General features: G+C 66.0%; 16 protein-coding genes and 1 pseudogene. 9 read left to right on the top strand and 8 right to left on the bottom strand.

What is annotated here, in order from left to right; genetic code table 11:
• Window positions 1-696 (bottom strand): class I SAM-dependent methyltransferase, encoded by a 696-nt coding sequence (locus ATE71_RS01710; protein ID WP_058801675.1) that lies wholly within the window; start codon window positions 694-696, stop codon window positions 1-3.
• Complete coding sequence (locus ATE71_RS01705; RefSeq protein WP_058801674.1) at window positions 689-1,153, bottom strand: RrF2 family transcriptional regulator; 465 nt, start codon at window positions 1,151-1,153, stop codon at window positions 689-691. Before ATE71_RS01705 ends, ATE71_RS01710 begins: the two co-directional genes overlap by 8 nt.
• 120 nt (window positions 1,154-1,273) lie before the next feature.
• Between ATE71_RS01705 and ATE71_RS01700 the strand changes: the two genes are divergently transcribed.
• Together ATE71_RS01700 and ATE71_RS01695 are read left to right on the top strand one after the other, a co-directional pair.
• The gene (locus ATE71_RS01700) at window positions 1,274-2,623 is read left to right on the top strand and encodes a hypothetical protein (protein WP_058801673.1); all 1,350 of its coding nucleotides are present in this window, start codon (window positions 1,274-1,276) and stop codon (window positions 2,621-2,623) included.
• Between the two features lie 199 nt (window positions 2,624-2,822).
• The gene (locus ATE71_RS01695; protein WP_058801672.1) at window positions 2,823-3,341 is read left to right on the top strand and encodes a GNAT family N-acetyltransferase; all 519 of its coding nucleotides are present in this window, start codon (window positions 2,823-2,825) and stop codon (window positions 3,339-3,341) included.
• Window positions 3,342-3,350: 9 nt separating this feature from the next.
• Here ATE71_RS01695 and ATE71_RS01690 read toward each other — a convergent pair whose 3' ends face one another.
• The 5 genes from ATE71_RS01690 to ATE71_RS01670 form a co-directional block, all read right to left on the bottom strand.
• Window positions 3,351-3,674, bottom strand: a complete 324-nt coding sequence (locus ATE71_RS01690; protein ID WP_058801671.1) for a hypothetical protein — start codon at window positions 3,672-3,674, stop codon at window positions 3,351-3,353.
• 43 nt (window positions 3,675-3,717) lie between these two features.
• Entirely contained in the window at window positions 3,718-4,458 is a 741-nt protein-coding gene (locus tag ATE71_RS01685) for an esterase/lipase family protein (protein WP_058801670.1), read from the bottom strand.
• Between the two features lie 43 nt (window positions 4,459-4,501).
• Complete coding sequence (locus ATE71_RS01680) at window positions 4,502-5,677, bottom strand: PQQ-dependent sugar dehydrogenase (RefSeq protein ID WP_058801669.1); 1,176 nt, start codon at window positions 5,675-5,677, stop codon at window positions 4,502-4,504.
• A gap of 67 nt (window positions 5,678-5,744) precedes the next feature.
• On the bottom strand, window positions 5,745-6,371 hold the full coding sequence (locus ATE71_RS01675; RefSeq protein ID WP_058801668.1) for a sigma-70 family RNA polymerase sigma factor: 627 nt from the start codon (window positions 6,369-6,371) through the stop codon (window positions 5,745-5,747).
• A complete protein-coding gene (locus ATE71_RS01670; protein WP_058801667.1) occupies window positions 6,371-6,628 on the bottom strand; it encodes a NepR family anti-sigma factor in 258 nt (85 codons plus the stop codon). The genes ATE71_RS01675 and ATE71_RS01670 overlap by 1 nt, the downstream gene beginning before the upstream one ends.
• Before the next feature lie 149 nt (window positions 6,629-6,777).
• On the opposite strand from ATE71_RS01670, the gene ATE71_RS01665 reads away from it, so the two are divergent.
• Window positions 6,778-7,182: a BLUF domain-containing protein gene (locus ATE71_RS01665; protein WP_058801666.1), complete on the top strand. Its 405-nt coding sequence runs from the start codon at window positions 6,778-6,780 to the stop codon at window positions 7,180-7,182.
• Between the two features lie 142 nt (window positions 7,183-7,324).
• Window positions 7,325-7,879, top strand: a complete 555-nt coding sequence (locus ATE71_RS01660; RefSeq protein WP_082665021.1) for a sigma-70 family RNA polymerase sigma factor — start codon at window positions 7,325-7,327, stop codon at window positions 7,877-7,879.
• 49 nt (window positions 7,880-7,928) lie between these two features.
• On the opposite strand, the gene ATE71_RS01655 is transcribed toward ATE71_RS01660, so the two are convergent.
• A complete protein-coding gene (locus ATE71_RS01655; RefSeq protein WP_058801664.1) occupies window positions 7,929-8,723 on the bottom strand; it encodes a response regulator in 795 nt (264 codons plus the stop codon).
• Window positions 8,724-8,933: 210 nt separating this feature from the next.
• On the opposite strand from ATE71_RS01655, the gene ATE71_RS01650 reads away from it, so the two are divergent.
• From ATE71_RS01650 to ATE71_RS01630, 5 genes and pseudogenes are all read left to right on the top strand, one after another.
• Window positions 8,934-10,478 (top strand): GAF domain-containing protein, encoded by a 1,545-nt coding sequence (locus ATE71_RS01650; RefSeq protein WP_058801663.1) that lies wholly within the window; start codon window positions 8,934-8,936, stop codon window positions 10,476-10,478.
• 59 nt (window positions 10,479-10,537) lie between these two features.
• Window positions 10,538-11,788 carry a putative DNA modification/repair radical SAM protein gene (locus tag ATE71_RS01645; RefSeq protein WP_058801662.1) on the top strand — a complete coding sequence of 417 codons (1,251 nt, stop codon included), beginning with the start codon at window positions 10,538-10,540 and terminating at the stop codon, window positions 11,786-11,788.
• Window positions 11,785-13,212 (top strand): UdgX family uracil-DNA binding protein, encoded by a 1,428-nt coding sequence (locus ATE71_RS01640; RefSeq protein WP_058801661.1) that lies wholly within the window; start codon window positions 11,785-11,787, stop codon window positions 13,210-13,212. The genes ATE71_RS01645 and ATE71_RS01640 overlap by 4 nt, the downstream gene beginning before the upstream one ends.
• On the top strand, window positions 13,212-14,225 hold the full coding sequence (locus ATE71_RS01635) for a ligase-associated DNA damage response exonuclease (RefSeq protein WP_058801660.1): 1,014 nt from the start codon (window positions 13,212-13,214) through the stop codon (window positions 14,223-14,225). Before ATE71_RS01640 ends, ATE71_RS01635 begins: the two co-directional genes overlap by 1 nt.
• A pseudogene (locus ATE71_RS01630) lies at window positions 14,222-14,523 on the top strand (ATP-dependent DNA ligase); the annotation flags it as partial. The gene ATE71_RS01635 and the pseudogene ATE71_RS01630, both read left to right, overlap by 4 nt.

The raw sequence follows: 14,523 nt of genomic DNA, 5'->3' as shown, positions 1-14,523 counted from the left end.
TCAAGCATAGCCGACCCAGCCGCGCCAGGTGAAGGCGGCGTAGAATTGTTCGACGCCGGTGAAGCCCGCGGTGCGGAGCACCTCTTCGTCGGCTTCGGGGCTGAGCATCGCGACGTGCGTTGCGACGGCCTCGCGGCCCTTGGCGACCTGTTCGGGATTGCCGCCCGAGGCGATCGCATAGGACGCGTAGCGGTCGAGCCAGCGGTCGCGTTCGCCGGCCTCTTGGGGAAAGCTGCCATGCGCGGCGACGAAGGGCGCGCCGGGTTTCAGCCGCTTGCTAATTTCGCCGGCGGTACGGATGCGCTCTTCGGTTTCCAGGAAATGGAGCGTGAGGAGGCAGGTCGCGCCGTCGAAGGGGCCGGCGGGCGCGTCGTCGATATAGCCCTCGACCAACTCGGCGCGGTGGGCATTCGCGCCCATGACCTTGGCCGCGAGGTCGAGCATCGGTCCCGCGGGATCGACGCCGGTGAAGCGCCAGCCCGGATAGGCGTCGGCCATTGCCTTCATCTCGCTGCCGCCACCCGCGCCGAGGACGAGGATATGCGCGTCGGCGGGCACGCGTTCGGCGAGGAGGAGGCCGGTCATGCGGTGGAGGCCGTCGAGGCCGGGGACGAAACGCTTCGGCCCTTCGGTGTAGTGCGCGACCGCTTCGGGGTCCTTGAAGCTGTCGAGGAAATGCTGGGCGCCTTCAGCCATGAATATGCTCCTGCGTCGTGGGGGAGGGGGAGCGCGCGGCCATGCGCGCGTGGAAATCGGCGGCGAGCTCAGCGAGCGTGACCTCGGCGAAGCGTGCGAGCAGCAGCGCCTCGGCCTCCTGAAAGCTGGTATCGAGCGCGGCGTTGACCGCCCGCTCGACGAGGCAGCCGGGCGCCTCGGTGCGGTTGCCCATCGCCATCAGGCCGGGCCGCCCGATCGCGTCATAGACGTCGCGCATCGTGATGTCGGCGAGGGGCTTGGCGATCGTCCAGCCGCCGCCATGCCCCTTTTCGCTATGGACGAAGCCCGCATCGCGGAGGCCGCCGAGGGTACGGCGGATCACGACCGGGTGCGTCTGCATCGCCTTGGCGAGCTGCTCCGACGTCATCGGCGCGCCTTGCTCGGCCATGTGGAGGAGGACGTGGAGAACGCCCGAGAGTCGGCTGTCGCGTTTCATGTAACTTTAAATAGTGCGTGATGGGATTTGGTCAAGCGCACCGATTGTCTCGCACGATTGACAGCGAATGGGCGGACTGGCTATTTCGCCGAATACCGGGGATTTTTCAGGGGGGTATGCGTGAAATTTCTGCCGGTGTTATGTTTTGTCCTGCTGGCAGCTTGCGCTGCGCATCCACCGAAACCCGGAGGCGGTGAGGCCACCGCCATCGCGGCGGCGAACGATGTGCTGATCTTTCGCGACAGCGACGAATGGAAAGCGCGCTTTCGTTTCGCGGCTGATGCGCCCGTCTGGGCATTTGCGCGTTCGGCGATGCTGCGCGCCGAGCAGCGGCCCTGGCGCCGTGAGAGCTGGGAGGTGATGACGCCGGGCGTGTCGCTGGAGCGGGTCGGCGATTTCGACGCTTTTGTTGCCGCCGACGGCGACGTCCCGCGCGAGGTGATGATCCGCTTTCGCCCGCTCGCAAAGGATCTGGTTGCCGATTATGATCCGGCGATCCGCCTGTCCGACGGCACGCTTGCCCTCTATGGCGGTCATTTCAAAAGCTTTCCGAAGGAAAGCCGCGAGGCGGTCGCGGCGTTGCGCGAGCCGCAGGACTATCCGACGCGGATCGCGCTGACCGCCGGGGGCACGCCCCTGCTTTTTGATGGTCAGCGCGTGACGCGCGCCGACGATGTCGGCGACAATTATGTCTATGTCGGCGAGGTTGCGATGTCGCCGGACGATCCGGTTGCGACGATATTGGACCCGGGCCTGCCGGCATGGATATCGACGCGCCTGCGCAATTTCACACCGGCGGTCTTTCGCGATTTCGAAACGCAGATGGGGCCGCACAAGAGCGGCCGGCCGATGGTGATCGCGAGCTGGGCGGGGACGGATTTCGCCGGCGCGAGCACCGGGGGCAGCGTTTCGCCCGGCATGATCACGATGCGGATCGAGGGCAAGCAACTGCTGAAGGAGACGCCGGGCGCGCTCAACCAGATGCGCTGGTTCATCGCGCACGAGGCCGCGCATTTCTGGCTTGGCGAGACGGTCGACTATGCGACGCCCGACGAGGCGTGGATTACCGAAGGCGGCGCCGATTATCTGGCGATGCAGGCGGCGGTACGTGCCGACGCGAGCTATGACGCAAAGGCGTTCATGGCCGACGCGCGCAGCGACTGCATCGCGGCGCTGGCCAAGGGATCGCTCGCCGACGCGCGGCGGAGGAACGACCAGCGCGCCTATTATGCATGCGGCGCGCTGTTTGCGAAGGCGGTCGACGATGCGGGCCGGCCGCACGGGAAAGGCTTCGCTGATTTCGTGCGCGGGCTGATTCGGGACGATGCCGACGGGCGGGTGACGGGCGCCGAATGGCTATCGGCGGCGCGCGCTTTTGGCGTTTCGGACGCGCGGATCGGGAGGATCGAGGCGATGATTGCCGGCAAGGTCGACGCGGCGCCCGCGATCGACGCGCTGGTGGCGGATTGACCCGGACGCGAATTGCGCATAGGCCCGTCGCCGATGACCAACGACCGATCCACCCGATTCAAGGCGTATTGGCGCTCCTTTACATAGGAGCGGCATGGCATCACCTGTGACCATCGCCGCCGTGTTCGGGCAGGCGAATGGTCATCATCACACCACCAAACCTCCGGTCACGGCGTGCGCTTTTAGAAGAAGACGCGACATGACCGATACCTTGCTTGCCCTGTCGACCGACCATTGCCGCATCACCCCGCTGTTCGCCGATGATGCGCGCGCGCTCGCCGCGATCACCGACGAAACGGTGACTTCGCGCGTCCATTTCCTGCCCGCGCCCTTCACCGAAGCCGACGCCCGCGCGCTGATTGCGGGATCGGGGGGCGGGGATGTCTTTCACGCGGTGCGCGATGCAAGTGGCCTCGACCTCAATGGCGTGATCGGGGTGCACCGCCGGTTGGGACAGGAATATGAGATCGGTTACTGGTTCGCCGCGCGCGTGCGCGGCAAGGGCATTGCGACCGAGGCAGTGCGCGCGGTGGTCGAGGCGCTGGCTTCGTCGCGGCCGGGCGCTTCGATCGTCGCCGAATGCCACCCCGACAACGAACGATCGCGCGCGCTGCTGCGCCGGATCGGTTTCGTATCGACCGGACGTGCGGGGAAGCGGCCGGGACGGATGCTGATGGAATGGCGCGCGGCGCCCGCTTATCGCATCGATGTTTGTTAGGGCCTGACTCTAACGGCTGACGATCGCGACGCGGTGGCGCGGCAGCCAGCCGCTTGCGCAGGTCGATGTGTAACGCAGGTCGAGGCCGGCCGCGGTGCCGGGGCACGAATGGCGCCGGTCGCGGTACAGGACATAGAGCCAGCCGGCATTGGCGTTGCAGATAAACAACGGCGATCCCGGGCGCAGTTTCGCGGTCTTGCGCGCACCGGCGCTGGGCGCGCTGTAGACCCAGATGCGCGCGCTGCCCGCCGCGAGCCCGGCGGGGCAGGCCGGCGGTGCGGGCACGGCGGCGGTTTGCATCGCAAGGGCAAGGGCGGTCGTCATCGATAGCATCGGCAGGCTTCCTTGGGCGCGTCGGATATCGCCTTATGCCCGATTAACCTATGTCTTCGGTTAACGCCTTTGCGATCGCCGCAACCGAGGTGGGCGCATAGGCAAAGCCCATATGGCCGCAATCGACCTCGACCTGCCGGTCGCTTTCGTGGGGCAGCCCGCGTGCGCTGCTGACCGCGACGACGCCATCATGTTTCGACCAGAGCGCAAAGGTCGGCATTTCGGGACGCGGCGCCGGGTGGAAGTCGATCGGCGGATTGTCGACCGGGTGGCGCGCGACGAGGTGATAGAGCCGCCAGGCGCGGTTGGCGCGGCGGCTGCCCGAAAAGGGTGAACCCAGCGTGACGACGCGCGCGACCTTGTCCGGGTGGTGCTTCGCATATTCGCGCGCATAGATGCCGCCCAGCGACCAGCCGACCAGCGCGGGGGCATAGCCGGTGCGGTCGATGATCCACTGGACGCGTGTGTCGATGCGATCGATGATGTCGGCGGTCGCGCCGCGGTTGAAGCCGAGGCCCCAGGCATAGCAGCGGAACCCCGCGCGGCGCAGGTCGGCGCGCAGCGCCTTCGTCGCCCAGTCGCCCGACAGGAAACCCGGCAGCACCATCACCGGGGGATGCTCGCTGTCGGGATTGGGTTCGGGCGGCATCGGGCGGACGCGGCCGCCGATCGCGCGCGCCAGCGACCCGATCTCGCGCCACAGCAGCGTCAGCGGCGGCAGCGCGTCGGGATCGGGAATGCGCGCGGGCCATTCGGCGCGCCGGGTGAGGAATCCGCGGATCATGGGAGCGATATAGGGATGCTTGCCCCGCGGTGAAAGCCGCAGGCTATTTCTTCGGGACGAGCTTCACCAGCTTGCCGTCCTCGCCGTCGGTGAGCAGCCAGACCGATCCGTCGTCACGCACCTCGACCTCGCGGATGCGCTGGCCGAAATCCCAGCGGTCGGACTTGTGGAGACGGTCGCCGTCGATTGCCATGCGGACGAGGCCCTCGCCCGACAGCGCCCCCATCAGCAGGCTGTTCTTCCAGCCGGGGTAAAGGTCGCCATTGTAGAAGGCGAGGCCGGCGGGCGAGACCGCGGGGTTCCACCACAGCTTCGGCGCGGCGAATTCGGGGCGTGTCCCATGGTCGGGGATGTCGCGGCCGTCATAATGATCGCCGTTCGACACGATCGGATAACCGTAATTGGCCTTCGCTTCGACCAGATTGACCTCGTCGCCGCCCTTCGGGCCCATTTCCTGATTCCAGAGCTTGCCCGTGCCATCGAAGGCAAGGCCGAGGATATTGCGATGGCCGAGCGACCAGATTTGCGCGGTGACGCCGCCTTGCGATACAAAGGGGTTGTCGGCGGGGATGCTGCCGTCGGGGTTGAGACGCAGCACCTTGCCGAGATTCGCCTTCATGTCCTGCGCGGGATCGAATTTCTGCCGCTCGCCCGACCCGACGAACAGATATTTGCCGTCGGGCGAGAAAGCGAGACGGTGCGAGAAATGGCCGCGGCCCGTCACCTTCGGATCCTGTTTCCAGATGATCTGCAGGCCCTCGATCCGCGGCGTCGTACCCTGGACGAGCTTTGCCTTGCCGACGACCGCGCCGAAAGTGCCGCCGCTGCCCGCTTCGACCCAGCTCAGATAGATTGTGCCGGTCGCGGCGAAATCGGGCGCGACGATCACGTCGCCGAAGCCACCCTGCCCGCCATAGGCGACGCTTGGCACGCCCGCGACATCCTGAACCGGGCCATTTTCTTGCCAGAGTTTGAGCTTGCCCGACTTTTCGGTGATCAGCGCCGCGCGGGTGCCCGGGACAAAAGTCATCGCCCAGGGTTCGTTGAAATCGGCGATGTCCTGTACCGTGAACGGCGCGTCGGCGAGCGGGGTTGCGGGCTGATCGCCCGATGCGTCGAGGCTGGCGGTGTTGGCGGGGGCGGCTTCGGTCGTGGCGGGCGCCGTGCAGGCGGCAACGGCGAGCGCGGCGATCAGGGCAAGGGGGGGCAGGTTCGTCATGGGGAGGCTCGCTTTGCTGGAAAAGATGCTCCGTTCTGGCGCTGGCGCACCGCAAAGTCGAGGGGGCTTAGCGGTTTGCCGCCTCGCGCCGCGCGGTGATCGTCTCGACGCTGTCCATGATCGCATCGACCGCCTCGCTCGACGGCGGGGCGTCGGCGCGTTTTTGCGAAAATTGGCCGCGGTTCATGATTTCCTCGAGCGCCGCGCGGGCGCGCGACACGCGGCTTTTCATCGTGCCGAGCGCGCAGTCGCAGATGCTCGCCGCCTCTTCATAGGATAGCCCGCCGGCGCCGACGAGGATCAGCGCCTCGCGCTGGTCCTGCGGCAATTCCATCAGGCCGCGTTGCAAATCGGCCATTTCGCCGCTGTCTTCCTGGCTTGCCGGGGTGGACATGGTGCGTTCGACCGCGGTCTCGTCATATTCGCCGACGAATTTGTTGCGGCGCATCTGCGACAGGAAGGTGTTGCGCAGGATGACGAAGGTCCACGCCTTGATCGACGTGCCGCGTTCGAACCGCTCGCGCGACGCCCACGCCTTGACCATCGTGTCCTGCGTCAGATCGTCGGCCAGGTCGGGATTTCCCGAAAGGCTGCGCCCGTAAGCGCGCAGGTGGGGGATGACGCCTGCCAGCAACGCCTTGAATTCGCTGTCCGACAGGGCGCCGGCCTGCGACGCGGCGGTGGCTTCGGTCATTATTGTTTCGGGCTTTTCTGGTCGAGCTGGGAGAGAAGGTCGAGCATATGGTCGGGCAATTGTTCGGAAACGATATTGCCGTAAATCATGCGCAGCTTCGCGCTCACGGGCTCGGGCGACTGCCGGCCGGTCAGCGTACGATGCCACTCGTCGCTGCCGGTGCCGGGAAAGCTTCCCTGCGGCCGATTCGGCGCGTCGGTCAGCGGGTGGTGGCCGCTTCCCTTGCCGTTCGTCCTGTTGTTGCCGTGCGTAGCCATGCCGAAGCAACGAGGAAAGGCGCCGCTGGTTCCACGGCTTCGTTTTTTTGCGACGAACGCGTTGCCAAGAAAGCACAGGGCCCGTAAGCGATGAGGTGTGAGGGGTCACACTTTGCCGGGCTTTTTGCCGGCATCCGAGAGGTGGCCTTTTGCTTTCCGTTACTTATGTCAGCGTCGCCGACCCGTTGATCCGCGAAGAGGATATCGCCGCGATCCTCGTTTCGGCGCGGCGCAACAATATCCGCGACGAACTGACCGGCGCGCTCGTCTATAACGGCCGCAATTTCCTGCAACTTCTCGAGGGGCCGGCCGAACGGGTCGATGCCTGCCTTGCCGTTATCCGCGCCGATCCGCGGCACAGCGGCATGATCGAGGTGCGGCGACGGCCGGTCGAGACGCGCGATTTCGCCGAATGGGCGATGCTTTATGATCCGCGCTTCGAATGGCGCGACGACGCGCTGGCGCGGCTCGCCGCCAACGGGCGCATCGATGCCGAGGATGAACGGATTTTCTACAATTTCATCGCGCTCGGCCGCCGTCCGCGCCCGGCGTGACCCGGGGGTGCGCTTGCAATGCCATGCCAAGCCGCTAAGCCGGAGCTGAGATGACCACCCATCGCCATACAAAGGCCATTTTATCAGCGACGTAACGCCTCAACCGCTCGACGATACCAGCTTCAAGCGCGAACTCGCGGCGATGTTGCCGCACCTGCGCGCCTTTGGCCGCAGCCTGACCGGCAACGCCGACATGGCGGACGATCTGGTGCAGGAAACGATGCTGAAGGCGTGGAAGGCGCGCGCGCAATATGTGCCGGGGCCCGCCAGCATGAAAAGCTGGGCCTTCGTGATACTGCGCAACTGTTTCCTGTCGCAGATGCGGCGCAAGAAATTCACCGCCGAATATGACGAGATGGCGGCCGAACGGCTGCTTGTCGCCCCCGACGACCAGGACGACAGCCTTCACCTCGCCGACGTCCAGCGCGCGCTGCTGATGCTGCCCGTCGACCAGCGCGAGGCGCTCATCCTGATCGGCGCCGGGCAATTATCCTATGAAGAAGGTGCGGCGATCTGCGGCTGCGCCGTCGGCACGATGAAAAGCCGCGTGTCGCGCGGCCGCGCCGCGCTGCAGGCCATCTTGGACAGCGGCGAAATGCCGCGGCGCAGCGCCGACGAAATGCCGTCGAGCGAGGCGTTCCGCACGATCATGGACAATGTCGACCAGCTGACGGGCAGCGGGCCTTCGCCGGATTGACGGCCTTTGCCCGGCTTTCGACGGGCCGGTACCGCCCACCTTGTAGACGTTAGGCCGCGAGCTGCGGGGTGAACAGCAGGCTCTGGCTGATCGCCGCGCGCACGGTGTTTTCGCGGAACGGCTTTGAAATCAGGAAGGTCGGTTCGACCCGCCCGCCGGTGAGCAGCCGTTCGGGAAAGGCGGTGATGAAGATCGCGGGCACGGGGGCGATCGCCAATATCTCCTGCACCGCATCGATTCCCGAGGACCCGTCGGCGAGCTGGATATCGGCAAGGACGAGCCCGGCGTCAGTTTCCTCGAACGCCGCGACGGCGTCGTCATGCGTCGTCGCGATGCCGGCGATGCGGTGGCCGAGGTCGCGGACGATCTGTTCGAGTTCCATCGCGATCAGCGGCTCATCCTCGATGATCAGCACCGACGTGCGCGTTTCGCGGTCGAGTTCGCCGACGGCATCGGCGAGCAGCGTCTCGACCGTTTCGCTGTCGGTGCCGGTGATCAGTCCGGCTTCTTCGACCGAAAAGCCTTCGAGCGCGGTGAGCAGCAGGATCTGCCGGCCAAGCGGCGTGATCTGGACAAGGCGGCGATGCGCCGCGCGGACCAGCGGATGTTCGCCTTCGTCGGCGTCCTCGCCTTCGTCGATATAGGCGCTTTCCCAGATGCGGTGGAAATTGCGGTAGAGGTCGATGCGGGTCCCGTCGCCGCTATGGAACTCTTCGGGCGCGGCGACGATGACTTCCAGCGTGGTATGCACGAAATTGTCGCCATGCTGCTGGCTGCCGGTCAAGGCGCGCGCATAGCGGCGCAGATACGGAAGATGGCCGCGAAGTTCCTCACCCAATGTCATCGAAAATGCTCCCTCATCAAGTGTCGTCATACGCGCCTGCGCGCGGGTCGGTTCCCGCTCCTCGCACCCAAATGCTCGCAGGATTGCTGCAACTTGTCCGGGCGCAATGCGTAGAGTCAGCCGGGACGCGAAGAGGCCACGCCATAAGTCGGTGTAATCGTGCGAATTTCCGCATGATACGGCCAGCATGCTTTTGTAAGGACCATATTCATGGCAGAGCAGCGCCGCGGGGAGATGAACGATGCGGCGCCCGCCGCATCGAAGGATGGCGAGGGACGGGGTTTGGCGGACGGGGGAGATGAGGTTGCACGGGCGGAACGGCTTCGCCTTGATACGCTCCGTGAATATCGCATCATGGACACGCCACCCGAACAGGCGTTCGATCGGGTGACCAAAATGGTTTCCGAACTTTACGGCGTGCCCATCACCCTTGTTTCCTTGGTCGACGACTGTCGCCAGTGGTTCAAATCGGCCTACGGCCTCGATACCCCCGAAACGCCGCGCGAGATGAGCTTTTGCCAATATGTCATTGCCGAAGACCGGCCGGTGATGGTCACCGACGTGCTCGGCGATCCGCGATTTCATGACAATCCGCTGGTGACGGGCGATCTTCATATCCGCTTCTATGCCGGGGTGCCGCTGCGCGCTTATAATGGTGCGGTCCTCGGCAGTCTTTGTATCATCGACCGGGAACAACGGGATGCGTTGACCGATGTCGAGCTCGAACGGCTCGAAGATTTTGCCGGGATCATCATGGCGGAGGCGGACCTGCGCCGCCTCGGCGCCGAACGCGACGAGGCGCGCCGAACGCTCGAACGCGCGCTCGATTTTTCGGGGATCGCGACGTGGCGATACGACGCCCGCACCCAGGGGGTCGATTGGCGCGGCGCGGTCGCCGAACTGTGGGGCGCCGACTACCGCACCGCGCTGGCGACGCGCGACGACACGATCGGCCGCATCCATCCCGACGACCGCGAGTCGGTGCTGGCCGCGCTGCGCGAATCGGTTGCCGACGGATCGCCGTACAAGGTCGAGCATCGGATCGTTCATCCCGAACGCGGCGTGCGCTGGCTGGGCATTCGCGGCGACTGGGACGTCAAGGCCGACGATGCCGTCCTGACCGGGATCTGCATCGACATCACCGAGCAGAAAAGCCGGCAGGAAAATGCCAATCTGTTGATGCGCGAATTGCACCACCGGATGCGAAACCTGTTCGCGACGGTCAGCGCGATCATCTCGCTGACCCGCCACGCCGCGCAGGACGTCGACGATTATGTCGAACGGATCAGCAGCCGGCTCGACGCGCTCAATCGCGCGCAAAATGTCCTGCTCGGGTCCAATTTCATGACCGGGTCGATGCATGCGCTGATGCGCGAGGTCGAGGCGGCCTTCCCGCGGATCCGCTGGTCGGGCCCCGACCTGTTGCTGCCCGAAAATGCGCTCGTCGCAATGGCGCTGCTGTTCAACGAACTTGCGACCAACGCCGTCAAGCATGGCGCGCTGACAGGCGAAGCCGGGCGCGTCGATATCGGCTGGACGCAGGACGCCGAAGGCGCCGATGATCGTATGTTCCGGCTGACCTGGGCTGAGAGCGGCGGCGCCCGCGAAATCGTCGCGCCCGATCGCACCAGCTTCGGCACGCTGCTGATGGAACGCAGCGTGAAGAACAATCTGGGCGGAACGATCGAGCGGCGCTGGGAACCGGACGGGCTGATCGTCGATATCGCGCTGCCGGCGCGGTGGCGCGACGCGTGACCGCGGCAACTTAACGCAGGATATTTGTTCTCTCTATGTTCGCGTGATAGGCATGCGGCATGTCTGCGAAGCCGATTCTCGAAAAACTGGCGATCCTTGCCGATGCCGCGAAATATGACGCGTCCTGTGCGTCGTCGGGGACGGTGAAGCGCGATTCGACGGCAACGAAGGGCATTGGCTCGACCGAGGGCATGGGCATTTGCCACAGCTATGCGCCCGACGGACGGTGCATCTCGCTGCTCAAGATATTGCTCACCAACTTCTGCATCTACGACTGCCGCTTCTGCATCAACCGCGCGTCGAGCAATGTCGAGCGCGCGCGCTTCAGCCCGCAGGAGGTCGCGGCGCTGACGCTCGATTTCTACAAGCGCAATTATATCGAGGGGCTGTTCCTCTCGTCGGGCATCATCCGGTCCGAAGATTATACGATGGAGCAACTGGTCGAGGTGGCGCGCATCCTGCGCGAGGAGCATCGGTTCGGCGGCTACATCCATCTGAAGACGATTGCGGGCGCCGATCCGGGACTGGTCGCGCTGGCGGGGCTCTATGCCGATCGCCTCTCGACCAATGTCGAACTGCCGACCGAAGAGGGATTGCATAGTTTCGCGCCCGAAAAAAAGCCCGAGACGATCCGCAAGACGATGGCGTCGGTGCGCGTCGGCGAATCCGACGCGATCGAGGCGGCGAAAAGCCGCTTGATCGGCAAGGCAAAGCCGCCGCGCTTCGCGCCCGCGGGGCAATCGACGCAGATGATCGTCGGCGCCGACGCGGCGCGCGACGACGATATATTGAAGACCGCGACGAACCTTTATTCGGGCTACCAGCTCCGCCGCGTCTATTATTCGGCGTACAGCCCGATCCCCGATGCGAGCCGCGACCTGCCGCCGGTGCGCCCGCCGCTGATGCGCGAGCACCGGCTGTACCAGGCCGACTGGCTGCTCCGCTTCTACGGCTTCGAGCGCGCCGAGATCATGGAAGGGGGCCGCGGGGGGATGCTCGACCTCACGATCGATCCGAAGCTTGCGTGGGCGCTCCAGCGGCGCGAGATTTTTCCGGTCGACATCAACCGCGCGCCGCGCGAACTGCTGCTGCGCGTGCCGGGGCTGGGGACGCGCGCCGTCGACCGCATCGTCGCGGCGCGGCGGCTGGGCAAGCTCAGGCTCGGCGATCTCGCGAAGCTGACCGCATCGGTGAAAAAACTTCTGCCTTTCATCGTCACCCCCGACTGGCGGCCGGGAAAGCTCACCGACAGCGCCGATCTGCGCGCACGCTTCGCGCCCCCGGCGGAGCAGCTGGCCCTCGCGTTATGAGAGAAGTGGTGCTCAAGGTCCCCGGCGACTTTGCCGAATGGCGGGCCGCGGCGCGCGGGCTGCTCGCGGGCGGGGTGGCGCCCGAAGACGTGAGCTGGCGCGGTAGTGCCGAAGGGGCTTCGCTGTTCGGCGATGAGGTCGCGGCCGCACCCGCGGGGCGGCTCAGCCTGCCGCGCGAGCTGGTCGAGATTGCCGACCGGGTGATTTGCCATCGCGATGCCGAGGTGCCCGCGCGGCTTTACCGGATCATGTGGCGCGCGCTGCACGACCGGAACCTGCTTGCGCGCACGACCGACGCCGAAATCGACTGGCTGCGAAAAGCCGATAAGGCGATCCGCCGCGACGTGCACAAGATGCACGCCTTCGTGCGCTTCCGCCGGCTTGGCGAAGAGGCGGGGCGCGAGAGTTTCGCGGCGTGGTTCGAACCCTCGCATCGCATATTGCGGTTGACCGCGCCTTTCTTCCAGCGGCGCTTCTACGGCATGGACTGGGCGATCGTAACGCCCGAAGCGCGCGCGATCTGGCAGGATGAAACGCTGACCTATGGTCCCGGCGGCACAAAGGACGAGGTGCCCGATAGCGACGTCGTCGAGGATCAGTGGCGCACTTATTATGGCGCGATCTTCAACCCCGCGCGGGTCAAGGTTGCCGCGATGCGTGCCGAGATGCCGAAGAAATATTGGAAGAACCTGCCCGAGGCGCAGGATATTGCGCCGCTGCTCGCGGGCGCCGAGGCGCGGGTGGAACGCATGCGGGCGGAGGCCGTTTCGATGGCGAACCCATTGACCGGCAAATGGCGGACGCGTGTGCAGGACGAATTGACCCGAGGCGACGAGATCGCGACGCTGGCCGAATTGGCGAAGGCGGTCGATCGCTGCACGCGCTGCCCGCTCTATTGCGACGCGACGCAGGGCGTGGCGGGCGAGGGGCCGGAAGCGGCGCGGATCATGCTCGTCGGCGAGCAGCCGGGCGACCAGGAGGATTTGCAGGGACGCCCCTTCGTCGGCCCGGCTGGGCAGGTGTTGAATGAGGCGCTGGAGGAGGCAGGACTCGAGCGGACGCAACTGTTCCTCACCAACGCGGTCAAGCATTTCAAGTTCGAGCCGCGCGGCAAAAGGCGGCTTCATCAGAATCCGACGAACGCCGAGATCGACATCTGCCGCTGGTGGCTCGACAAGGAACGCGCCTTTGTCCAGCCCGAGCTGATCGTGACGCTGGGAGCAAGTGCCTTGCGCGGGGCCACCGGAAAAAGCGCGAGCATCAAATCGATGCGCGGTGCGGTACACGAGCTGGAAGGCGGTACGAAGCTGATCGCGACGATCCACCCCTCCTTCCTGCTCCGGCTGCCCGACCGCGCGCGGGCCGCCGAGGAACGGGCGATATTCGTCGCCGACCTGGCGCGGGCGCGGAGACTCGCCGCCTGATGGCAAAGACAAAAACCTGGATCGAGCCGCATCCCGGCGGCATCTATGTAAAGCCCGCCGACCTGTGGATCGACCCGTCGCGCCCGGTCGACCGCGCCGCGGTGACGCACGGCCATGCCGACCATGCGCGCAGCGGCCACGGCGCGGTGTTCGCGACCCCCGAGACGCTCGCGATCATGGCGCTGCGTTACGGCGTCGATGCCGAGGCGAGCCATAATCAGGCATTCCCCTATGGCGGCGGGTTCGAACGCGGCGGCGTGCGCTTCAGCTTTTATCCCGCCGGCCATGTTCTCGGCAGCGCGCAGATATTGATGGAATATGCAGGCGAGCGGATCGTCGTCACCGGCGATTACAAACGCCGCGCCGACCCGACCTGCGCGCGTTTCGAGGTCGTGCCGTGCGATATTTTTATCACCGAGGCGACCTTCGGCCTGCCGGTGTTCCGCCACCCTCCCACCCGCGACGAGATCGCCAAGCTGATCGGCGCGGTGCGCGCCGAGCCCGATCGCAGCGTGCTCGTCGGCGCCTATGCGCTGGGCAAGGCGCAGCGGGTGATCGCCGAATTACGCGGCGCGGGATGGGACGCGCCCATCTATATCCACGGCGCGCTCGAAAAGATGTGTGCGCTCTATGCGCTGCACGGCGTTGACCTTGGCGAACTCCGCCTCGTCAGCGAAACCGACAAGGCCGAGATGGCGGGGCAGATCGTCCTCGCGCCCCCATCGGCGCTGAACGACCGCTGGTCGCGGCGGCTGCCCGATCCGGTGACCGCGATGGCGTCGGGCTGGATGCGCGTGCGCCAACGCGCGCGGCAGCGGATGGTCGAACTGCCGCTCGTCATTTCGGACCATGCCGACTGGGACGAACTCACCGCGACGATCGCGGAGGTGAACCCCGGCGAGACGTGGATCACCCACGGCAGCGAGGACGGGCTGCTCCGCTGGTGCGAACTCACGCAGCGCAAGGCGCGCGCGCTGCACCTAGTCGGCCGCGATTTGGAGGAGGAGGCGTGAAGCGCTTCGCGGCCCTGATCGACCGGCTGATCTACACGCGCTCGCGCAATTCGAAGCTCGCGCTGATCGTCGATTACCTCCGCCACACCACCGATCCCGACCGCGGCTGGGCGATCGCTGCGCTGACCGAGGCCCTCGATTTCCCGGCGGTGAAGGCCGGGACGGTGCGCGCGCTGCTCGCGACCCGCGTCGACGAAGAATTGTTTCGCCTGTCGCGGCATTTCGTTGGCGACACCGCCGAGACGGCGGCGCTGCTGTGGCCGGAAAAGCCCCTCCCCTTTAAGGGAGGGGTTGGGGT

This window comes from Sphingopyxis sp. H115, assembly GCF_001468465.1.
Taxonomy (GTDB): Bacteria; Pseudomonadota; Alphaproteobacteria; order Sphingomonadales; family Sphingomonadaceae; genus Sphingopyxis.
Note: the sequence above shows the minus strand (reverse complement) of the source record. Positions and strands in the feature narration are given on the sequence as shown.

What these genes read in the sequence shown, in the direction of transcription:
- ATE71_RS01680 (WP_058801669.1), bottom strand. Translation starts at nt 5,677, where the DNA reads ATGACGAACCTGCCCCCCCTTGCCCTGATCGCCGCGCTCGCCGTTGCC.
- ATE71_RS01635 (WP_058801660.1), top strand. Translation starts at nt 13,212, where the DNA reads ATGGCAAAGACAAAAACCTGGATCGAGCCGCATCCCGGCGGCATCTAT.
- ATE71_RS01685 (WP_058801670.1), bottom strand. Translation starts at nt 4,458, where the DNA reads ATGATCCGCGGATTCCTCACCCGGCGCGCCGAATGGCCCGCGCGCATT.
- ATE71_RS01675 (WP_058801668.1), bottom strand. Translation starts at nt 6,371, where the DNA reads ATGACCGAAGCCACCGCCGCGTCGCAGGCCGGCGCCCTGTCGGACAGC.
- ATE71_RS01710 (WP_058801675.1), bottom strand. Translation starts at nt 696, where the DNA reads ATGGCTGAAGGCGCCCAGCATTTCCTCGACAGCTTCAAGGACCCCGAA.
- ATE71_RS01660 (WP_082665021.1), top strand. Translation starts at nt 7,325, where the DNA reads ATGTTGCCGCACCTGCGCGCCTTTGGCCGCAGCCTGACCGGCAACGCC.
- ATE71_RS01650 (WP_058801663.1), top strand. Translation starts at nt 8,934, where the DNA reads ATGGCAGAGCAGCGCCGCGGGGAGATGAACGATGCGGCGCCCGCCGCA.
- ATE71_RS01690 (WP_058801671.1), bottom strand. Translation starts at nt 3,674, where the DNA reads ATGCTATCGATGACGACCGCCCTTGCCCTTGCGATGCAAACCGCCGCC.
- ATE71_RS01670 (WP_058801667.1), bottom strand. Translation starts at nt 6,628, where the DNA reads ATGGCTACGCACGGCAACAACAGGACGAACGGCAAGGGAAGCGGCCAC.
- ATE71_RS01655 (WP_058801664.1), bottom strand. Translation starts at nt 8,723, where the DNA reads ATGACATTGGGTGAGGAACTTCGCGGCCATCTTCCGTATCTGCGCCGC.
- ATE71_RS01695 (WP_058801672.1), top strand. Translation starts at nt 2,823, where the DNA reads ATGACCGATACCTTGCTTGCCCTGTCGACCGACCATTGCCGCATCACC.
- ATE71_RS01645 (WP_058801662.1), top strand. Translation starts at nt 10,538, where the DNA reads ATGTCTGCGAAGCCGATTCTCGAAAAACTGGCGATCCTTGCCGATGCC.
- ATE71_RS01705 (WP_058801674.1), bottom strand. Translation starts at nt 1,153, where the DNA reads ATGAAACGCGACAGCCGACTCTCGGGCGTTCTCCACGTCCTCCTCCAC.
- ATE71_RS01640 (WP_058801661.1), top strand. Translation starts at nt 11,785, where the DNA reads ATGAGAGAAGTGGTGCTCAAGGTCCCCGGCGACTTTGCCGAATGGCGG.